The sequence below is a fragment of the Mycoplana ramosa genome (assembly GCF_041930185.1).
GTDB lineage: Bacteria > Pseudomonadota > Alphaproteobacteria > Rhizobiales > Rhizobiaceae > Mycoplana > Mycoplana ramosa.
This window is the reverse complement of the sequence record NZ_JBHEEW010000006.1, coordinates 1-15662: the sequence shown is the minus strand read 5'-3', so window position 1 is coordinate 15662 and position 15662 is coordinate 1. Positions and strand designations below refer to the sequence as shown.

The window sequence follows — 15662 nt, the reverse complement described above, 5'->3', positions numbered from 1 at the left end:
ATCCGCCTGTCGGCACCTTCTCCCCGTAATCGGGGAGAAGGACAAAGCCGCGCCACGCTCGTCCCGTCCTTCCCCTGCGGAGACTGGAAAACGCCATCGCCGACTGAGTAACTCTCCAGAGCCGATAGAACCCAACGCGAAAAGGCCGGGCGCTCACGCACCCGGCCTCTTCATTCATTCCGTTGCCCGAAATCAGGCGGCTTCGGCAGCAGCCTCGGCTTCAACGCGGGCCTTGTCGGCGGCGCCCTTGGCGGCGACGTCGCGGTCGACGAACTCGATGACGGCCAGCGGAGCGTTGTCGCCCTGACGGAAGCCGGCCTTCATGATGCGAAGGTAGCCGCCGTTACGATTGGCGTAGCGCGAAGCGATCGCGTCGAACAGCTTCGAGACGACAGCGACATCACGGATCTGCGAGATCGCCTGACGACGGGCGTGCAGGTCACCGCGCTTGCCGAGCGTGACGAGCTTTTCAACGATCGGACGGATTTCCTTCGCCTTCGGAAGGGTGGTCACGATCTGCTCATGGGTGATGAGCGAGGCAGCCATGTTGGCGAACATCGCCTTGCGGTGGCTGGCGGTACGGTTCAGCTTGCGGCCGGCGTTCTGGTGGCGCATTGCTATTCTCCTTCAATGCAGGTCTGCCGATATCGCATCGGCCCTGCCGTTTCCTGGCACATACAGGCATCACGCCTGCTGTTTGACGGGGAAAGGCAGAGATCAACCTGCCTTTTGTTTTCTCAGTATTGGTCTTCGTAGCGCTTGGCGAGATCTTCGATGTTCTCGGGCGGCCAGGCCGGCACTTCCATGCCGAGATGCAGGCCCATGGAAGCGAGAACTTCCTTGATCTCGTTCAGCGACTTGCGGCCGAAGTTCGGCGTGCGGAGCATTTCCGCTTCCGTCTTCTGGATCAGGTCGCCGATGTAGACGATGTTGTCGTTCTTCAGGCAGTTCGCCGACCGGACCGACAGTTCGAGCTCATCGACCTTCTTCAGCAGCGCCGGGTTGAAGGCAAGCTCGGTGACGGCCTCCTCCTCGGTCTCCCTCTGCGGCTCGTCGAAGTTGACGAAGACCGACAGCTGGTCCTGAAGAATGCGGGCGGCAAATGCAATCGCGTCTTCGCCGGTGACGGAGCCGTCGGTTTCGATCGACATCGTCAGCTTGTCGTAGTCGAGAACCTGTCCTTCGCGGGTGTTTTCAACCTTGTAGGACACCTTCTTGACCGGCGAGTAGAGGCTGTCGATCGGGATGAGACCAATCGGCGCGTCTTCGGCGCGGTTGCGGTCAGCCGGAACGTAGCCCTTGCCGTTGTTGACGGTGAACTCCATGCGGATCTCCGCGCCCTCGTCGAGCGTGCAGATCACATGGTTCGGGTTAAGGATCTCGATGTCCCCAACCGTCTGGATGTCACCGGCGGTCACGACGCCCGGACCCTGCTTGCGCACGACCATGCGCTTGGAATCATCGCCGTCCATCTTGATGGCGATTTCCTTGATGTTGAGCACGATATCCGTCACGTCTTCCCGCACACCCGGGATCGAGGAGAACTCATGCAGTACGCCGTCGATCTGGACCGCGGTGACAGCAGCACCGCGCAGCGACGACAGAAGCACGCGGCGCAGCGCGTTGCCGAGGGTCAGACCGAAGCCGCGCTCGAGCGGTTCTGCGACGAGCGTTGCCTTGGTGCGACCGGAGGAGGCGAACTCCACCTTGTTCGGCTTGATCAGTTCCTGCCAGTTTTTCTGGATCATATCTTTTGCCTTCCGTTCGCCGCCACCATCCAATCGTGACGGCCGAGCCTTGAAGAGCCGGGCGGAGCGCACAAACCGCGCTCACCGGCATGACGAATTTGAATGATCAGACGCGGCGCTTCTTGCGCGGACGGCAGCCGTTGTGCGGGATCGGCGTCACATCGCGGATCGAGGTGATCATGAAGCCGGCAGCCTGGAGGGCGCGGAGCGCCGATTCACGGCCGGAACCCGGGCCGCAGACTTCGACTTCGAGCGACTTCATGCCGTGTTCCTGGGCCTTCTTGGCGCAGTCTTCGGCAGCGATCTGGGCAGCGAACGGGGTCGACTTGCGCGAACCCTTGAAGCCCTTGGCGCCGGCCGACGACCAGGCAATGGCGTTGCCCTGTGCGTCGGTGATGGTGATCATCGTGTTGTTGAACGAAGAATTGACGTGAGCAACACCGGAGGTGATGTTCTTGCGTTCGCGACGGCGGACGCGTGCGGCTTCCTTGGCCATGGGTAGTCCTTTCGTTGATCTCGACACCGCCGTAGTCCCAGCGGCTCCACCGGGTGGGAGCTGACACGCCCCTGCCCTGAATTGTTGTTTGCACCGACATCCCTGAAGGATCTCCGCGCGGCGATATCGTCACTGCCGTAATCCCAGCAGCTCCACCGACCGGGGCAACCTTGAAAACCAGCCACTGCAGATGCAGCCGAGGCCCCGCCCGAAACTCAAAAGAGGCCGGCGCCATGCACCAGCCTCCAATTTCCCGCCTGCGGGAAATTACTTCTTCTTGCCCGCGATCGCCTTCGCCGGCCCCTTGCGGGTACGGGCGTTGGTGTGCGTGCGCTGGCCGCGAACCGGAAGGCTACGACGATGGCGCAGACCCCGGTAGCAGCCGAGATCCATCAGACGCTTGATGTTCATCGAGGTTTCGCGGCGCAGGTCGCCTTCAACCTGATAGTCACGGTCGATGGTTTCACGGATCGCCAGGACCTCGGCATCGGTGAGCTGATGCACGCGGCGCTCCGAAGGAATGCCGACCTTTTCGATGATTTCCTGTGCGAATTTCGGGCCGATCCCGTGAATGTAACGCAGCGCGATAACGACGCGCTTTGCAGTCGGGATGTTGACGCCAGCGATACGAGCCACGCCTGTTCTCCTTGCTTCCAGTTGCCATCCGGCAAGTGGGTTTCTTCGTCATACGGCCGGTGGCCGCTTCGTTCAATCTAGAAGTTCGAGACACGTCAAAAGCGACCGCCCCAGACCCCGTTGTTCCGAGAAATCCGCGCCGATCGCTTCCATGTCGCGAGTTGGCGCTGTCTTAAGAGGAATCGGCCGGAAAAGTCAACCCCGGCCCCTCGTTTTGGCAATGGTCCGACCTAGGACAGGATCCTGCCAATCTCTTTGGTGACCGTATCGACGTCCGCCATGCCGTCGACCGTCTTCAGCTTTCCCGTTGTCGCGTAATAGTTCGACAACGGCGCAGTCTTTTCACGGTATTCGGCGAGCCGCCGCCGGAAGGCTTCCGGATTGTCGTCGGAGCGGACGGAGCCACCGGCGGCAATCGTTTCGGCCACACGCGTCTCCATACGCCGAACCAGCGCCGCCTCGTCTACCTTCAGCTCGATGACCGCATCGAGGCCGATCCCCTTGCCGGCAAGCATTTCGTCGAGCGCCTGCGCCTGCGGAACGGTGCGCGGATAACCATCCAGAATGAAGCCCTTGGCGCAGTCCGGCGAATCGATGCGGTCGGAGACGATCTCGTTGACGATCGCATCGGAGACAAGCTGCCCCGCGTCCATGACCGCCTTTGCCCGCTTGCCGACTTCCGTCTGCGCCGCGACGGCGGCGCGCAGCATGTCACCGGTGGAAAGCTGGGGAATTCCGTGCTTTTCCGTCAGGAGCTTCGCCTGGGTGCCTTTGCCGGCACCCGGCGGCCCCAAAAATATCAGTCTCATCGTCCCCTCTTTCCTCCGCGCAGCTTCGATTTCTTGATCAGCCCCTCGTACTGCTGTGCGATCAGGTGACCCTGAATCTGTGCTACAGTATCAAGGGTGACGCTGACAACAATCAAAAGCGACGTACCACCAAGGTAGAACGGCACGCCGGTCTGCGCGATCAGGATCTCCGGAAGGATGCAAACGAAGACGAGATAAATGGCGCCAAGCACCGTGATACGGGTCAGCACGTAGTCGATGTATTCGGCGGTGCGGTCGCCCGGGCGGATGCCCGGAATGAAGCCGCCATGCTTCTTCAGATTGTCGGCGGTGTCCTTCGGATTGAACACGATGGCCGTATAGAAGAAGGCGAAGAACGCGATCATCGCCGCATAAAAGACCATGTAGAGCGGCTTGCCGTGGCCAAGCGCGGCAATGATGGTCGTTGCCCAGCCAGGCAGTTCGGTCGTGTTGCTGAAGCCTGCCAGCGTCGCCGGCAGCAGCAGCAGCGACGAAGCGAAGATCGCCGGAATCACGCCCGAGGTGTTGAGCTTGAGCGGAAGATGCGACGTGTCGCCCTGGAACATGCGGTTGCCGACCTGGCGCTTCGGATACTGGATCAGCAGGCGACGCTGCGCCCGCTCCACGAAGACGATCAGCGCGATGACGGCAACGGCCATGGCAACCACGGCAGCGATGACGCCGAAGGACAGCGCGCCGGTGCGGCCGAGTTCAAGGGTACCGGCAAGGGCCGTCGGCAGATGCGCGACGATGCCGGCGAAGATGATCAGCGAAATGCCGTTGCCGATACCGCGCGACGTGATCTGCTCCCCAAGCCACATCAGGAACATCGTGCCGCCGAGCAGCGAGATCACCGTCGAGATGCGGAAGAACCAGCCCTGATCCAACACCAGTCCCTCACCGCCTTCGAGCCCGACCGCGATGCCATAGGCCTGCAAGGCGCCGAGCAGGACAGTGCCGTAACGGGTGTACTGGTTGATGATCTTGCGCCCCTGCTCGCCTTCCTTCTTCAACTGCTCCAACGCCGGAACAACCGACGTCATCAGCTGAACGATGATCGAGGCCGAGATGTAGGGCATGATGCCCAGCGCGAAGATCGCCATGCGCTCGACGGCGCCGCCGGAAAACATGTTGAACAGACCGACGATACCGCCGCTCTGCCCCTGGAAGGCACGGGCAAACGCGTCCGCGTTCAAGCCCGGAAGCGGGATATAGGTTCCAAGCCGATAGACCAGCAGCGCGCCGAGGGTAAACCAGAGGCGCTTCTTCAGATCCTCTGCCTTGGCGAAGGTCGAAAAATTGAGATTGGAGGCAAGTTGTTCCGCTGCCGAAGCCATGCATTTCTCCGCGTAACCATGCCCGAGGCGGAGGAAGGGATCCCAGACCCGGACAACGGCTGATCCGTTGCGGCGCGCCCCTGCCCGGCTTCCCGCCCGACCGAATCGCACGCCTGAATTTCGTTGCCGGCCCGACCGAAGGCGAAGCAGGCGGAACGGAGGGTAAACCGGGCAGAACGCGGATTGTCAAGCAATCCAGGCCTCACCGCGGTCTATTCTCCCGAGAAACAAACGAAGCGTGCTTCGCCTGCCAGTGTGAGGCTCTCATATGGGAGCGAGAACGCCCGGAATGAAGCACTCCGGGCGTTCAAAAATTCGAAACTTACTCGGCAGCAGCCGAAAGCAGCTTAACGTTGCCGCCGGCCTTCTCGATCTTCTCGATCGCGGCCTTGGAGGCACCTGCCACCTCGATCGAAAGCTTCGCCTTCAGATCGCCGTCCGCCAGGATGCGAACGCCGTCCTTCGGCCGACGGATCACGCCGGCAGCCTTCAGGGCTGCTGCATCAACCGTTGCCTTCGGGTCCAGCTTGCCTGCGTCAACCGCCTTCTGAAGACGGTCAAGCGATACAACGACAAATTCGGCAGCGAAGATGTTGTTGAAACCGCGCTTCGGCAGACGGCGGTAGATGGGCATCTGGCCGCCTTCGAAGCCATTGATCGAGACGCCCGAGCGGGACTTCTGACCCTTGACGCCGCGACCACCGGTCTTGCCGGAGCCCGAACCGATACCGCGACCGACGCGCTTGCGGTTCTGGGTTGCGCCTTCGTTGTCCTTGATTTCGTTCAGTTTCATGAGCTTATCTCCCTCACTTCTCGTCGACGACGCGAACGAGGTGCTGGACGGCCCGGATCATGCCGCGCACGGAAGGGGTGTCTTCCAGCGTGCGAACCCGGTGCATCTTGTTGAGACCAAGGCCGATCAGCGTCTGGCGCTGGACGGCCGGGCGGCGGATCGGCGAGCCGATCTGCTCGACGGTGACCGTCTTCGTTACAGTTTCTTTCTTAGCCATTGTTCAAGCTCCCTTATTCTTCGGAAGCGACGCCGGCGGAAGCGCGGCGGGCCTGCAGCGTTGCGTACTTGATGCCGCGCTGTGCCGCGATGTCCTTCGGATGCATCTGGCTCTTCAGCGCGTCAAAGGTCGCACGGATCATGTTGTAGGGGTTCGACGAACCGGTCGACTTGGCAACGACGTCCTGCATGCCAAGCGTTTCGAAGACGGCGCGCATCGGACCGCCGGCGATGATACCGGTACCGGCCTTGGCCGAGCGCAGCAGCACCTTGCCGGCGCCGTGACGGCCGTGAACGTCATGGTGCAGCGTGCGGCCGGAGCGCAGCGGAACGAAGATGAGGTCGCGCTTGGCGGCTTCGGTGGCCTTCCGGATCGCTTCCGGAACTTCACGAGCCTTGCCATGGCCGAAGCCGACGCGGCCCTTCTGGTCGCCGACGACGACGAGGGCTGCGAAGCCGAAACGACGGCCGCCCTTCACCACCTTGGCGACGCGATTGATTGCTACGAGCTTGTCGACAAATTCGCTGTCGCGCTCTTCACGGGGCTGGCGATCCTCGCGGCCCCTTCTTTCCTGTGCCATTGTCCTTTTCCTTTTTCTTTTCCGGGTGCAATCGGCAGATTGTCAAAAGATCGCCTTGTTCTTTCGGACAGGCGACCACTACCCACTGATCGTCGAATGGCGGGCACGAGGCCCGCCAACAACGATCAGAAGCTCAGACCACCTTCACGGGCAGCCTCGGCCAGAGCCTTAATGCGGCCGTGATAGATGAAGGCGCCGCGGTCGAAGACCACTTCCTTGACGCCAGCCTTGACGGCACGCTCAGCGATGAGCTTGCCGACGGCAGCAGCGGCTGCCGTGTCGGCGCCCGTCTTCAAAGACGAGCGCAGATCGGTGTCGAGCGTGGAGGCGGACGCAAGCGTCTTGCCGGCCACGTCATCGATGACCTGTACGTAGATGTTCTTCGACGAGCGATGAACCGACAGGCGCGGGCGACCGTTGGCGACCGCCTTGATCTGACGGCGCACGCGGTTGGCACGACGTGCAAGTTGTTCTTTCCTGCTAGCCATTTCGCGTGTTCCTTACTTCTTCTTGCCTTCTTTGCGGACAATCCGCTCTTCGGCATACTTGACGCCCTTGCCCTTGTAGGGCTCGGGGGAGCGGTATTCGCGGATTTCCGCGGCAACCTGGCCGACCTGCTGCTTGTTGATGCCGGACACGATGATTTCGGTCGGCTTCGGAACAGCGATCGTGATGCCTTCCGGGGCTTCATAGACCACGTCGTGGCTGAAACCGAGCGCCAGCTGCAGGTTCTTGCCCTGCATGGACGCACGGTAACCAACGCCGTTGATCTCGAGCTTGCGCTCGAAACCGTCCTTGACGCCCTTGAGGATGCCTTCGATCATCGTGCGGGACATGCCCCACTTCGACCGAGCGTCCTTGGACTGATTGATCGGCTGAACGACAATGGCGTTGTCCTCCAGCTTCACGGAAACTTCGTCGTTTGCGACGAAGAAGAGTTCACCCTTCGGGCCCTTTGCCGAAACCTTCTGGCCATCAACAGAAGCCGTGACACCAGCGGGAACCGGAACGGGTCTTTTACCGATACGAGACATTTTCTATCCTGTCTGTTCGCTATGGAGTTTCCTTGCCTGCCTTAGAAGACAGAGCAAAGAAGCTCGCCACCAACGTTCTGTTCGCGTGCCTGGTGATCGGCCATCACGCCCTTCGGGGTCGAAAGGATGGTGATGCCGAGACCGTTCGCGACCTGCGGAATGGACTTGACCGAGACATAAACCCGGCGGCCCGGCTTGGAGACGCGGTCGATCTTGCGGATCACGGACGCGCCTTCGTAGTATTTCAGCTCGATGTTCAGCTCGGACTTGCCATTGCCAAACTCGACTTCGGAGTAACCGCGGATGTAGCCTTCGGCCTGAAGGACATCGAGAACGCGTGCGCGCAGCTTGGAGGCCGGCGTCGAAACGCTCGACTTGCGGCGAGCAGCACCGTTGCGGATACGGGTGAGCATATCGCCCAGCGGATCAGTCATTGCCATGTACCCGTCTCCTTACCAGCTCGACTTGACGATGCCCGGCACCTTGCCGAGATTGCCGAGTTCACGCAGCGCGATACGCGACATGCGGAGTTTACGATAGAATGCGCGCGGACGGCCCGTGACTTCGCACCGGTTGCGAATGCGGGTCTTGGAGCCATTGCGCGGCAGGGCGGCAAGCTTCAGGGTGGCCTTGAACCGATCTTCAATCGGAAGCGACTGGTTCTGGATGATTGCCTTCAGGGCCGCACGCTTTGCGGCCTGGCTGGCAACCAGTTTGCGGCGGCGCTTGTTCTTTTCAACTGCGCTCGTTTTCGCCATAACAGTTATCCTTCTTTACGCTTGTCGTTACGGATTACTGACGGAACGGGAAGTTCAGCTCTTTCAGCAGAGCGCGAGCTTCGTCGTCGTTAGTGGCCGTCGTGCAAACGATGATGTCCATGCCCCACATCTGATCAACCTTGTCGTAGTTGATTTCAGGGAACACAATGTGCTCCTTGATGCCCATGGCGAAATTGCCACGACCATCGAAGGACTTCGGGTTCAGACCCCGGAAGTCGCGTACCCGAGGCAGCGCGATGTTCACGAGGCGATCCAGAAATTCGTACATGCGAACGCCGCGCAGGGTAACCTTGGCGCCGATCGGCATGCCCTCGCGCAGCTTGAAGCCGGCGATAGAATTGCGCGCGCGGGTGATGACCGGCTTCTGGCCGGCGATTGCTGCGAGATCGGCAGCTGCAACCGAAGGCTTCTTCGAGTCGCCCGTCGATTCACCAACGCCCATGTTGATCACGATCTTGTCGAGGCGCGGGATCTGCATCTCGTTGGCGTAGGAAAACTGCTCCTGCAGCGCCTTGCGGATACGCTCGACATATTCCTTCTTGAGCCGCGGCTCATACTTGGTCTCAGCCATCGATCGAAACTCCCGAACGCTTTGCCACACGGACCTTCTTGTCGCCCTCGATCTTGAAACCGACGCGGGTCGGCTTGCCGTCCTTGGGGTCGGCGATCGCGATGTTCGACAGGTGGATCGAGGCTTCCTTGGTGATGATGCCGGCTTCCTGCGACTGAGTCTGGCGCTGATGGCGCTTGACCATGTTGATGCCGCGCACGACCGCGCGGTCTTCCTTCGGCATCACCTGGATGACTTCGCCGGTACGGCCCTTGTCCTTACCGGTGAGTACGACGACCTTGTCGCCCTTGCGAATCTTTTGCATAGCCATCGCCCCCTTAGAGTACTTCCGGAGCCAGCGAGATGATCTTCATGTGGTTCTTGGCGCGGAGTTCGCGCGGAACCGGTCCGAAGATACGGGTGCCGATCGGCTCTTTCTTGTTGTCGATCAGGACAGCTGCGTTGCTGTCGAAACGAATGACGCTGCCATCGGCGCGACGGATATCCTTGGCGGTACGAACGACAACCGCCTTCATCACGTCACCCTTCTTTACGCGGCCGCGCGGAATCGCTTCCTTGATCGAGACGACAATGATGTCGCCGACCGAAGCGTACTTGCGCTTGGAGCCGCCCAGCACCTTGATGCACATGACACGACGTGCGCCGGAATTATCCGCCACGTCGAGGTTAGTCTGCATCTGAATCATGTCAGGTCGCCTTCTTGTTGTAACCGGACCGGTTGGGCGCGGATGCCCCCTGTTCCAGCTTATGAGAATCCATGTTTTCGCGCGGGATGGGTCTTGCCAAGGTGGTTTCCTCGTTAGTTCCGCCTGGCGAAACCCGGGACCTTCCCTGCGCTGAAAGCAAAAGACGCTCGCGATTCCGAGCGTCCTTGCGCTGCTTCATACAGGTTTTCGCGCAAAGGGCAAGCCCTTGCGCGAAAAGTGTTGGATCAGGCCTGGGCGGAAACCACCGTCCAGCGCTTGTCCTTCGAAATCGGCGCGCACTCCTCGATGGAGACGACGTCGCCGATCTTGTACTGGTTGTTTTCGTCGTGCGCCTTGTACTTCTTCGAACGACGAACGGTCTTCTGAAGAAGCGGGTGTGCAAAGCGGCGTTCGACCCGAACGACAACAGTCTTGTCGTTCTTGTCGCTGACGACGGTGCCCTGCAGAATGCGTTTCGGCATTTTTCTTGGTCCTTAGGCCTTGGCTTCTGCCGCCTTCTGGCGGGCAATGGTTTTCACGCGCGCGATGTCCCTGCGGACTTCGTTGATACGCGAGGACTTCTCGAGCTGGCCAGTCGCCTTCTGAAAGCGCAGGTTGAACTGCTCCTTCTTCAACTTGGCAAGCTCGTCGTTAAGCTGGTCGGCGCTGAGGGCGCGAACATCTGCGGCTTTCATGGCTCAATCCTCACTCTGCAATGCGCTGTACGAAGCGCGTCTTGACCGAGAGCTTGGCGGAACCCAGACGAAGAGCCTCGCGGGCGATCTCTTCGCTGACGCCGTCGATCTCAAACATCATACGGCCGGGCTTGACCTTGCATGCCCAGTATTCGACCGAACCCTTGCCCTTACCCATGCGGACTTCGGTCGGCTTGGCGGTCACCGGAACGTCCGGGAACACGCGGATCCAGACGCGACCGGCACGCTTCATGTAGCGGGTGATCGCGCGGCGGGCCGCCTCGATCTCGCGGGCGTTGACGCGGTTGGGTTCCTGAGCCTTCAAGCCGAACTCGCCGAAGGCGAGGTCCGAGCCGCCCTTGGCGACGCCCTTGATGCGGCCCTTGAACTGCTTGCGGTACTTAGTACGCTTTGGCTGCAACATTTTCTATTCTCCGATCTGCTCGCCTAAAGCGAATTAAGCGTTTTCACGGCGACGGCGTTCGCCCTGGCGTTCGCCCTGGGCTTCGCCTTCGGTCGCGCGGCGCTCGGAGGCCATCGGATCGTGCTCAAGGATTTCGCCCTTGAAGATCCAGACCTTGATGCCGCAGATGCCGAAAGCGGTTTCCGCTTCTGCCGTACCATAGTCGATGTCCGCACGCAGCGTGTGCAGCGGAACGCGGCCCTCGCGGTACCATTCGGTACGCGCGATTTCCGCACCGCCCAGACGGCCGCCGCAGGTGATCTTGATGCCTTCGGCACCAAGACGCATCGCCGACTGAACCGCACGCTTCATCGCACGGCGGAAGGCCACACGACGCTCGAGCTGCTGGGCGATCGACTGGGCCACCAGCGTCGCGTCGGTTTCCGGCTTGCGCACCTCGACGATGTTGAGGTGCGTCTCCGAGCTGGTCATCTCGGAAAGCTTCTTGCGGAGCTTCTCGATGTCCGCGCCCTTCTTGCCGATGATCAGACCCGGGCGAGCCGAGTGGATCGTGACGCGGCACTTCTTGTGCGGACGCTCGATGACGACCTTCGAGATGCCGGCCTGCTTCAGTTCGGCCATCAGATACTTGCGGATCTTCAGGTCTTCGTGGAGCAGCTGGCCATACTCGGCGTTGTCGGCAAACCAGCGGCTATCCCAGGTACGGTTGATGCCGAGGCGCAAGCCGATCGGATTGATTTTCTGACCCATTATGCGGCCTCCCCTTTGGCTTCGGCTTCACGGACGACGATCGTCAGGTGCGAGAAGGGCTTCTCGACACGCGATGCACGACCGCGACCGCGGGCGTGGAAGCGCTTCATGACGATCGACTTTCCGACGAAAGCCTCAGCGACGACGAGCGAGTCGACGTCGAGATCATGGTTGTTCTCTGCGTTCGCGATCGCCGATTCCAGGGTCTTCTTGACCGTGCCGGCGATGCGCTTGCGGGAGAATTCAAGTTCGGCCAGAGCGCGGTCGACCTTCTTGCCGCGGATCATCGCGGCAACCAGGTTGAGCTTCTGGGGGCTGACGCGGATCGTGCGCGCAACGGCCTGCGCCTCGTTATCCTTCAGCCGACGTTCGGCTTTTGCCTTGCCCATCGTTACTTCCTCTTCGCCTTCTTGTCCGCACCGTGACCATAGTAGGTCCGGGTCGGAGAGAATTCACCGAACTTGTGTCCGACCATGTCTTCGTTGACGCTGACCGGAACATGCTTGCTGCCGTTGTAGACACCAAAGGTGAGACCGACGAACTGCGGCAGGATCGTGGAGCGACGGCTCCAGATCTTGATAACTTCGTTGCGGCCGCCTTCGCGCACCTTCTCAGCCTTCTTGAGAAGATAGCCGTCAACAAACGGGCCTTTCCATACTGAACGAGCCATTCCTGACTACCTCTCTTACTTCTTGCGCTGATGGCGCGAACGCATGATGAACTTGTCGGTCGACTTGTTCGAGCGCGTACGCTTGCCCTTGGTGGGCTTGCCCCACGGGGTAACCGGGTGACGACCACCCGACGTACGGCCTTCACCACCACCGTGCGGGTGGTCGACCGGGTTCATGACGACGCCGCGAACGTGCGGACGCTTGCCGCGCCAGCGCGAACGGCCAGCCTTGCCGTCGTTGATGTTGGCGTGGTCCGGGTTGGAAACCGCGCCGATCGAAGCAAGGCAGGAGCCGTGCACGAGGCGCTGTTCGCCGGAGTTCAGGCGAAGGATCGCCATCCCCTGGTCACGACCGACGAGCTGCGCGAACGCACCAGCCGAACGGGCGATCTGGCCGCCCTTGCCCGGCTTCATCTCGACGTTGTGGATGATCGAGCCGACCGGGATGTTCTGCAACGGCATCGCATTGCCCGGCTTGACGTCGACGGCCTTGTCGGAGGCGATCACCTTGTCGCCGGCAGCAAGACGCTGCGGCGCGAGGATGTAGGCCTGCTCGCCATCGGGATAGCTGACAAGCGCGATGAACGCGGAGCGGTTCGGGTCGTACTCGAGACGCTCGACCGTGCCCTCGACGTCGAACTTGCGACGCTTGAAGTCGATCAGGCGGTAGGTCCGCTTGTGACCGCCGCCCTGGAAGCGAACGGTGATGCGGCCCATGTTGTTGCGACCGCCCTTGGAGCTCAGGCCCTCGGTCAGTGCCTTGACCGGCTTGCCCTTGTAGAGAGCCGACCGATCGACGATGACCAGCTGGCGCTGGCTGGGGGTCGTCGGGTTGAAGCTTTTCAATGACATTTCTTGTTTCCTCTGTCCTTAGCCGACTGCCCGATTAGAGCCCGGTGGAGACGTCGATCGACTGACCGTCAGCAAGCGTGACGATCGCCTTCTTGACATCTCCCTGCCGGCCGGAGAAGCCGCGGAAACGCTTGACCTTGCCCTTGCGGACGAGCGTGTTCACAGCCGTGACCTTGACGCCGAACAGAGCTTCGACCGCGGCCTTGATCTCAGGCTTGGAAGCGCGCTTGGCGACGTTGAATACGACCTGGTTCTGTTCGGAGACCAGCGTCGACTTTTCCGTGATCGACGGCGAGACGATCACATCATAGTGGCGAAGATCCGTCATTTGAACCGCTCCTCCAGAGCTTCGACTGCAGCCTTGGACAGCACCAGCTTGCCACGGCGCAGGATGTCGTAAACGTTGATGCCCTGGACCGGCAGAACGTCCACGTTCGGGATGTTCTGTGCTGCGAGCTTGAAGTTGTTGTCCAGCTCGGCGCCACCGATGAAGAGGGCGTTGGTCAGGCCGAGGCTGGCGAACGAGCCGGCCAGTGCCTTGGTCTTTGCTTCGGCAGCAACGAGATCATCGATGATGATGATGTCTTCTGCCTTCAGCTTGGCGGAAAGGGCGTGACGCAGGCCGAGCGCGCGAACCTTCTTCGGAAGGTCGTGCTCGTGGCTGCGAACCACCGGGCCATGGGCCCTGCCGCCGCCGCGGAACTGCGGAGCGCGAGCAGAATGGTGACGAGCGCGGCCCGTGCCCTTCTGCTTGTACATCTTGGCGCCGGTACGGGAAACTTCCGAGCGGCCCTTGGTCTTGTGGGTGCCCTGCTGCTTCTTGGCGAGCTGCCAGCGAACGACGCGGGCGATGATGTCCTCGCGCGGCTCCAGACCGAAGATCGCGTCGGAGAGGGAAACCTTGCCGGCGTCCTTCCCTTCGAGGGTCGTGACTTTGAGATCCATAACCAGGCTCCCTTACTTGGCTGCGGCGCGAACAGCGGCCGGACGCGGAGCGTCAGCCGGCGTGCCGGACTTGATGGCGTCGCGAACGACGATCCAGGAACCCTTGGAACCCGGTACGGCGCCCTTGACGAGGATCAGACCACGGTCCTCATCGGTCGAGACGACCTCGAGGTTCTGGGTGGTGACGCGCGTCTGGCCCATGTGACCAGCCATGCGCTTGCCCTTCCAGACGCGACCCGGATCCTGGTTGGAGCCGGTCGAACCATGCGAACGGTGCGAGACGGACACGCCGTGCGTGGCGCGCAGACCGCCGAAGTTGTGGCGCTTCATCGCACCGGCAAAACCCTTACCGATCGTGGTGCCGGTGACGTCGACCAGCTGGCCGGCGACAAAATGGCTAGCGGAAAGCTCCGCACCGATCTCGATAAGGTTGTCGGCGGAAACGCGGAACTCGACGAGCTTCGCCTTCGGCTCGACGCTTGCTGCGGCAAACTGGCCGCGAAGCGCCTTCGACGTGTTCTTCACTTTCGAGTGGCCGGCACCGAGCTGGACTGCGGTGTAGCCATTCTTTTCTTCCGTGCGATGGGCGACGACCTGGCAGCCGTCCAATCGCAAAACTGTTACGGGAACGTGTTCTCCTGCGTCGTTGTAGACGCGGGTCATTCCCACTTTCTGTGCAATCACACCTGAACGCATGGTTCATTCCTCTTAGAAGTCCTGTCGGGGCACCGCCCCCACACGCCTCTTGTTTAAGGATTCCACGGAGGTCGTCCGACCTTCGGGTTTCCCGTTCCTAGAAGCCGTTGGCGTTACCGCCACGTACCTTCCTTGTTATTCGGCTTACGCCGGACTTGAGAAACCTGATTAGAGCTTGATCTCTACGTCGACGCCGGCGGCGAGATCGAGCTTCATCAGGGCGTCGACCGTCTGAGGGGTCGGGTCGACAATGTCGAGAAGACGCTTGTGGGTGCGCATCTCGAACTGTTCGCGGCTCTTCTTGTCGATGTGAGGCGACCGGTTGACCGTGAATTTTTCAATACGCGTCGGAAGCGGCACCGGGCCGCGCACGCCTGCACCGGTGCGCTTGGCCGTCGACACGATTTCGCGCGTCGACGCATCGAGGATCCGGTGATCAAACGCCTTGAGGCGAATGCGGATGTTCTGGCCGTTCATACGACTTGTCCTTGTTCTTGTTTACCGCGGCTCCATAGAGGAGCACGCATTGAACTTCGATTAATGTCCGGCCAGTCCGCTAGCTTTTCAAAGATCGGAGGGACAGGGTTTCCCCTGCCCCTTCCTATTTGAGCGGCCGTGGCCGGCCTTGTCCTTTGGCGATCGCACCATGACGAAGCAGGGTGCAAATCACGCGTGCGCGCCATTTGCACTATTTTCGCGTCGTCGGCAAGCGGTGCGACCGACTAAATCTCTCGTGGCGGCCATGCCGGGACCGCATAGCGGCGCCGGCCGGGCCTTTCGCCTGTTCTACCTTCGTCGATCGCTCGACGATGCCGGCGTCGCGGGGCAAATCGCGCTTGCGCGCCATTTGCCCAACTCATGCGCCGCCGATTACTCGACGATCGAGGCGACGATGCCGGCGCCGACGGTGCGGCCGCCTTCGCGGATGGCGAAGCGCAGGCGCT

The 15662-nt window shown here is 61.2% G+C and carries 28 protein-coding genes; all 28 read right to left on the bottom strand.

The genetic code is table 11. The features are described 5' to 3' along the window. Positions 1–192: 192 nt before the first annotated feature. Positions 193–615 carry a 50S ribosomal protein L17 gene (gene rplQ / locus JNC62_RS08955; RefSeq protein WP_374837958.1) on the bottom strand — a complete coding sequence of 141 codons (423 nt, stop codon included), beginning with the start codon at positions 613–615 and terminating at the stop codon, positions 193–195. 122 nt (positions 616–737) lie between these two features. Then, positions 738–1748, bottom strand: a complete 1011-nt coding sequence (locus JNC62_RS08950) for a DNA-directed RNA polymerase subunit alpha (protein ID WP_374837957.1) — start codon at positions 1746–1748, stop codon at positions 738–740. Positions 1749–1854: 106 nt separating this feature from the next. Then, the gene (gene rpsK, locus JNC62_RS08945; protein ID WP_023513823.1) at positions 1855–2244 is read right to left on the bottom strand and encodes a 30S ribosomal protein S11; all 390 of its coding nucleotides are present in this window, start codon (positions 2242–2244) and stop codon (positions 1855–1857) included. A 267-nt stretch (positions 2245–2511) separates the two neighbouring features. Further along, on the bottom strand, positions 2512–2880 hold the full coding sequence (gene rpsM, locus JNC62_RS08940; protein ID WP_374837956.1) for a 30S ribosomal protein S13: 369 nt from the start codon (positions 2878–2880) through the stop codon (positions 2512–2514). Positions 2881–3110: 230 nt separating this feature from the next. Further along, positions 3111–3689, bottom strand: a complete 579-nt coding sequence (locus tag JNC62_RS08935) for an adenylate kinase (protein WP_374837954.1) — start codon at positions 3687–3689, stop codon at positions 3111–3113. Then, positions 3686–5026 carry a preprotein translocase subunit SecY gene (secY, locus tag JNC62_RS08930; protein WP_374837952.1) on the bottom strand — a complete coding sequence of 447 codons (1341 nt, stop codon included), beginning with the start codon at positions 5024–5026 and terminating at the stop codon, positions 3686–3688. The genes JNC62_RS08935 and secY overlap by 4 nt, the downstream gene beginning before the upstream one ends. A 322-nt stretch (positions 5027–5348) precedes the next feature. Then, the gene (rplO, locus tag JNC62_RS08925; RefSeq protein ID WP_374837950.1) at positions 5349–5819 is read right to left on the bottom strand and encodes a 50S ribosomal protein L15; all 471 of its coding nucleotides are present in this window, start codon (positions 5817–5819) and stop codon (positions 5349–5351) included. Between the two features lie 13 nt (positions 5820–5832). Beyond that, the gene (rpmD, locus tag JNC62_RS08920; protein WP_374837948.1) at positions 5833–6036 is read right to left on the bottom strand and encodes a 50S ribosomal protein L30; all 204 of its coding nucleotides are present in this window, start codon (positions 6034–6036) and stop codon (positions 5833–5835) included. A gap of 13 nt (positions 6037–6049) precedes the next feature. Beyond that, a complete protein-coding gene (rpsE, locus tag JNC62_RS08915; protein ID WP_374837946.1) occupies positions 6050–6616 on the bottom strand; it encodes a 30S ribosomal protein S5 in 567 nt (188 codons plus the stop codon). A 125-nt stretch (positions 6617–6741) separates the two neighbouring features. Next, positions 6742–7104 (bottom strand): 50S ribosomal protein L18, encoded by a 363-nt coding sequence (gene rplR, locus JNC62_RS08910; protein ID WP_108001329.1) that lies wholly within the window; start codon positions 7102–7104, stop codon positions 6742–6744. Between the two features lie 12 nt (positions 7105–7116). After that, positions 7117–7650, bottom strand: coding sequence for a 50S ribosomal protein L6 (gene rplF, locus JNC62_RS08905; protein ID WP_374837944.1), 534 nt, complete (start codon positions 7648–7650; stop codon positions 7117–7119). A 41-nt stretch (positions 7651–7691) separates the two neighbouring features. Beyond that, positions 7692–8090: a 30S ribosomal protein S8 gene (rpsH, locus tag JNC62_RS08900; RefSeq protein WP_374837943.1), complete on the bottom strand. Its 399-nt coding sequence runs from the start codon at positions 8088–8090 to the stop codon at positions 7692–7694. A 12-nt stretch (positions 8091–8102) separates the two neighbouring features. Continuing rightward, on the bottom strand, positions 8103–8408 hold the full coding sequence (rpsN, locus tag JNC62_RS08895) for a 30S ribosomal protein S14 (RefSeq protein WP_374837941.1): 306 nt from the start codon (positions 8406–8408) through the stop codon (positions 8103–8105). Between the two features lie 34 nt (positions 8409–8442). Continuing rightward, positions 8443–9000, bottom strand: a complete 558-nt coding sequence (rplE, locus tag JNC62_RS08890) for a 50S ribosomal protein L5 (RefSeq protein WP_374837939.1) — start codon at positions 8998–9000, stop codon at positions 8443–8445. Continuing rightward, positions 8993–9304 carry a 50S ribosomal protein L24 gene (rplX, locus tag JNC62_RS08885; RefSeq protein WP_374837937.1) on the bottom strand — a complete coding sequence of 104 codons (312 nt, stop codon included), beginning with the start codon at positions 9302–9304 and terminating at the stop codon, positions 8993–8995. Before rplX ends, rplE begins: the two co-directional genes overlap by 8 nt. Before the next feature lie 13 nt (positions 9305–9317). Then, entirely contained in the window at positions 9318–9686 is a 369-nt protein-coding gene (gene rplN / locus JNC62_RS08880; protein ID WP_119258425.1) for a 50S ribosomal protein L14, read from the bottom strand. 245 nt (positions 9687–9931) lie between these two features. Beyond that, on the bottom strand, positions 9932–10168 hold the full coding sequence (gene rpsQ, locus JNC62_RS08875; RefSeq protein ID WP_374837935.1) for a 30S ribosomal protein S17: 237 nt from the start codon (positions 10166–10168) through the stop codon (positions 9932–9934). Positions 10169–10180: 12 nt separating this feature from the next. Next, the gene (gene rpmC, locus JNC62_RS08870; protein ID WP_374837933.1) at positions 10181–10381 is read right to left on the bottom strand and encodes a 50S ribosomal protein L29; all 201 of its coding nucleotides are present in this window, start codon (positions 10379–10381) and stop codon (positions 10181–10183) included. 10 nt (positions 10382–10391) lie between these two features. Continuing rightward, a complete protein-coding gene (gene rplP / locus JNC62_RS08865) occupies positions 10392–10805 on the bottom strand; it encodes a 50S ribosomal protein L16 (protein WP_003573792.1) in 414 nt (137 codons plus the stop codon). A gap of 33 nt (positions 10806–10838) precedes the next feature. Beyond that, complete coding sequence (rpsC, locus tag JNC62_RS08860; protein ID WP_374837931.1) at positions 10839–11555, bottom strand: 30S ribosomal protein S3; 717 nt, start codon at positions 11553–11555, stop codon at positions 10839–10841. Continuing rightward, positions 11555–11944, bottom strand: coding sequence for a 50S ribosomal protein L22 (gene rplV / locus JNC62_RS08855; protein WP_374837929.1), 390 nt, complete (start codon positions 11942–11944; stop codon positions 11555–11557). The genes rpsC and rplV overlap by 1 nt, the downstream gene beginning before the upstream one ends. Positions 11945–11946: 2 nt before the next feature. Continuing rightward, positions 11947–12225: a 30S ribosomal protein S19 gene (rpsS, locus tag JNC62_RS08850; RefSeq protein ID WP_075627127.1), complete on the bottom strand. Its 279-nt coding sequence runs from the start codon at positions 12223–12225 to the stop codon at positions 11947–11949. 15 nt (positions 12226–12240) lie between these two features. Next, entirely contained in the window at positions 12241–13077 is an 837-nt protein-coding gene (rplB, locus tag JNC62_RS08845; RefSeq protein ID WP_374837927.1) for a 50S ribosomal protein L2, read from the bottom strand. Positions 13078–13111: 34 nt separating this feature from the next. After that, on the bottom strand, positions 13112–13405 hold the full coding sequence (locus tag JNC62_RS08840) for a 50S ribosomal protein L23 (protein ID WP_374837925.1): 294 nt from the start codon (positions 13403–13405) through the stop codon (positions 13112–13114). Continuing rightward, complete coding sequence (gene rplD, locus JNC62_RS08835; protein WP_374837923.1) at positions 13402–14022, bottom strand: 50S ribosomal protein L4; 621 nt, start codon at positions 14020–14022, stop codon at positions 13402–13404. Before rplD ends, JNC62_RS08840 begins: the two co-directional genes overlap by 4 nt. Before the next feature lie 12 nt (positions 14023–14034). Then, entirely contained in the window at positions 14035–14718 is a 684-nt protein-coding gene (gene rplC, locus JNC62_RS08830) for a 50S ribosomal protein L3 (protein WP_374837921.1), read from the bottom strand. 168 nt (positions 14719–14886) lie between these two features. After that, entirely contained in the window at positions 14887–15195 is a 309-nt protein-coding gene (rpsJ, locus tag JNC62_RS08825) for a 30S ribosomal protein S10 (RefSeq protein ID WP_108001314.1), read from the bottom strand. Positions 15196–15588: 393 nt separating this feature from the next. After that, positions 15589–15662, bottom strand: a 74-nt coding sequence (locus JNC62_RS08820; protein WP_445482862.1) for an EF-Tu C-terminal domain-related protein, incomplete at its 5' end; no start/stop codon positions are given.

Excerpts from the sequence above, each read along its gene's own strand:
- rpsQ (WP_374837935.1), bottom strand. The coding sequence starts at position 10,168 with ATGCCGAAACGCATTCTGCAGGGCACCGTCGTCAGCGACAAGAACGAC.
- rplD (WP_374837923.1), bottom strand. The coding sequence starts at position 14,022 with ATGGATCTCAAAGTCACGACCCTCGAAGGGAAGGACGCCGGCAAGGTT.
- rplO (WP_374837950.1), bottom strand. The coding sequence starts at position 5,819 with ATGAAACTGAACGAAATCAAGGACAACGAAGGCGCAACCCAGAACCGC.
- rplQ (WP_374837958.1), bottom strand. The coding sequence starts at position 615 with ATGCGCCACCAGAACGCCGGCCGCAAGCTGAACCGTACCGCCAGCCAC.
- JNC62_RS08950 (WP_374837957.1), bottom strand. The coding sequence starts at position 1,748 with ATGATCCAGAAAAACTGGCAGGAACTGATCAAGCCGAACAAGGTGGAG.
- rplE (WP_374837939.1), bottom strand. The coding sequence starts at position 9,000 with ATGGCTGAGACCAAGTATGAGCCGCGGCTCAAGAAGGAATATGTCGAG.
- rpsJ (WP_108001314.1), bottom strand. The coding sequence starts at position 15,195 with ATGAACGGCCAGAACATCCGCATTCGCCTCAAGGCGTTTGATCACCGG.
- secY (WP_374837952.1), bottom strand. The coding sequence starts at position 5,026 with ATGGCTTCGGCAGCGGAACAACTTGCCTCCAATCTCAATTTTTCGACC.
- JNC62_RS08935 (WP_374837954.1), bottom strand. The coding sequence starts at position 3,689 with ATGAGACTGATATTTTTGGGGCCGCCGGGTGCCGGCAAAGGCACCCAG.
- rplP (WP_003573792.1), bottom strand. The coding sequence starts at position 10,805 with ATGTTGCAGCCAAAGCGTACTAAGTACCGCAAGCAGTTCAAGGGCCGC.
- rpsN (WP_374837941.1), bottom strand. The coding sequence starts at position 8,408 with ATGGCGAAAACGAGCGCAGTTGAAAAGAACAAGCGCCGCCGCAAACTG.
- rplN (WP_119258425.1), bottom strand. The coding sequence starts at position 9,686 with ATGATTCAGATGCAGACTAACCTCGACGTGGCGGATAATTCCGGCGCA.
- rplR (WP_108001329.1), bottom strand. The coding sequence starts at position 7,104 with ATGGCTAGCAGGAAAGAACAACTTGCACGTCGTGCCAACCGCGTGCGC.
- rpmD (WP_374837948.1), bottom strand. The coding sequence starts at position 6,036 with ATGGCTAAGAAAGAAACTGTAACGAAGACGGTCACCGTCGAGCAGATC.
- rplX (WP_374837937.1), bottom strand. The coding sequence starts at position 9,304 with ATGCAAAAGATTCGCAAGGGCGACAAGGTCGTCGTACTCACCGGTAAG.
- JNC62_RS08840 (WP_374837925.1), bottom strand. The coding sequence starts at position 13,405 with ATGACGGATCTTCGCCACTATGATGTGATCGTCTCGCCGTCGATCACG.
- rpsH (WP_374837943.1), bottom strand. The coding sequence starts at position 8,090 with ATGGCAATGACTGATCCGCTGGGCGATATGCTCACCCGTATCCGCAAC.
- rplF (WP_374837944.1), bottom strand. The coding sequence starts at position 7,650 with ATGTCTCGTATCGGTAAAAGACCCGTTCCGGTTCCCGCTGGTGTCACG.
- rpsK (WP_023513823.1), bottom strand. The coding sequence starts at position 2,244 with ATGGCCAAGGAAGCCGCACGCGTCCGCCGTCGCGAACGCAAGAACATC.
- rplC (WP_374837921.1), bottom strand. The coding sequence starts at position 14,718 with ATGCGTTCAGGTGTGATTGCACAGAAAGTGGGAATGACCCGCGTCTAC.
- rplB (WP_374837927.1), bottom strand. The coding sequence starts at position 13,077 with ATGTCATTGAAAAGCTTCAACCCGACGACCCCCAGCCAGCGCCAGCTG.
- rpsE (WP_374837946.1), bottom strand. The coding sequence starts at position 6,616 with ATGGCACAGGAAAGAAGGGGCCGCGAGGATCGCCAGCCCCGTGAAGAG.
- rpsS (WP_075627127.1), bottom strand. The coding sequence starts at position 12,225 with ATGGCTCGTTCAGTATGGAAAGGCCCGTTTGTTGACGGCTATCTTCTC.
- rplV (WP_374837929.1), bottom strand. The coding sequence starts at position 11,944 with ATGGGCAAGGCAAAAGCCGAACGTCGGCTGAAGGATAACGAGGCGCAG.
- rpmC (WP_374837933.1), bottom strand. The coding sequence starts at position 10,381 with ATGAAAGCCGCAGATGTTCGCGCCCTCAGCGCCGACCAGCTTAACGAC.
- rpsC (WP_374837931.1), bottom strand. The coding sequence starts at position 11,555 with ATGGGTCAGAAAATCAATCCGATCGGCTTGCGCCTCGGCATCAACCGT.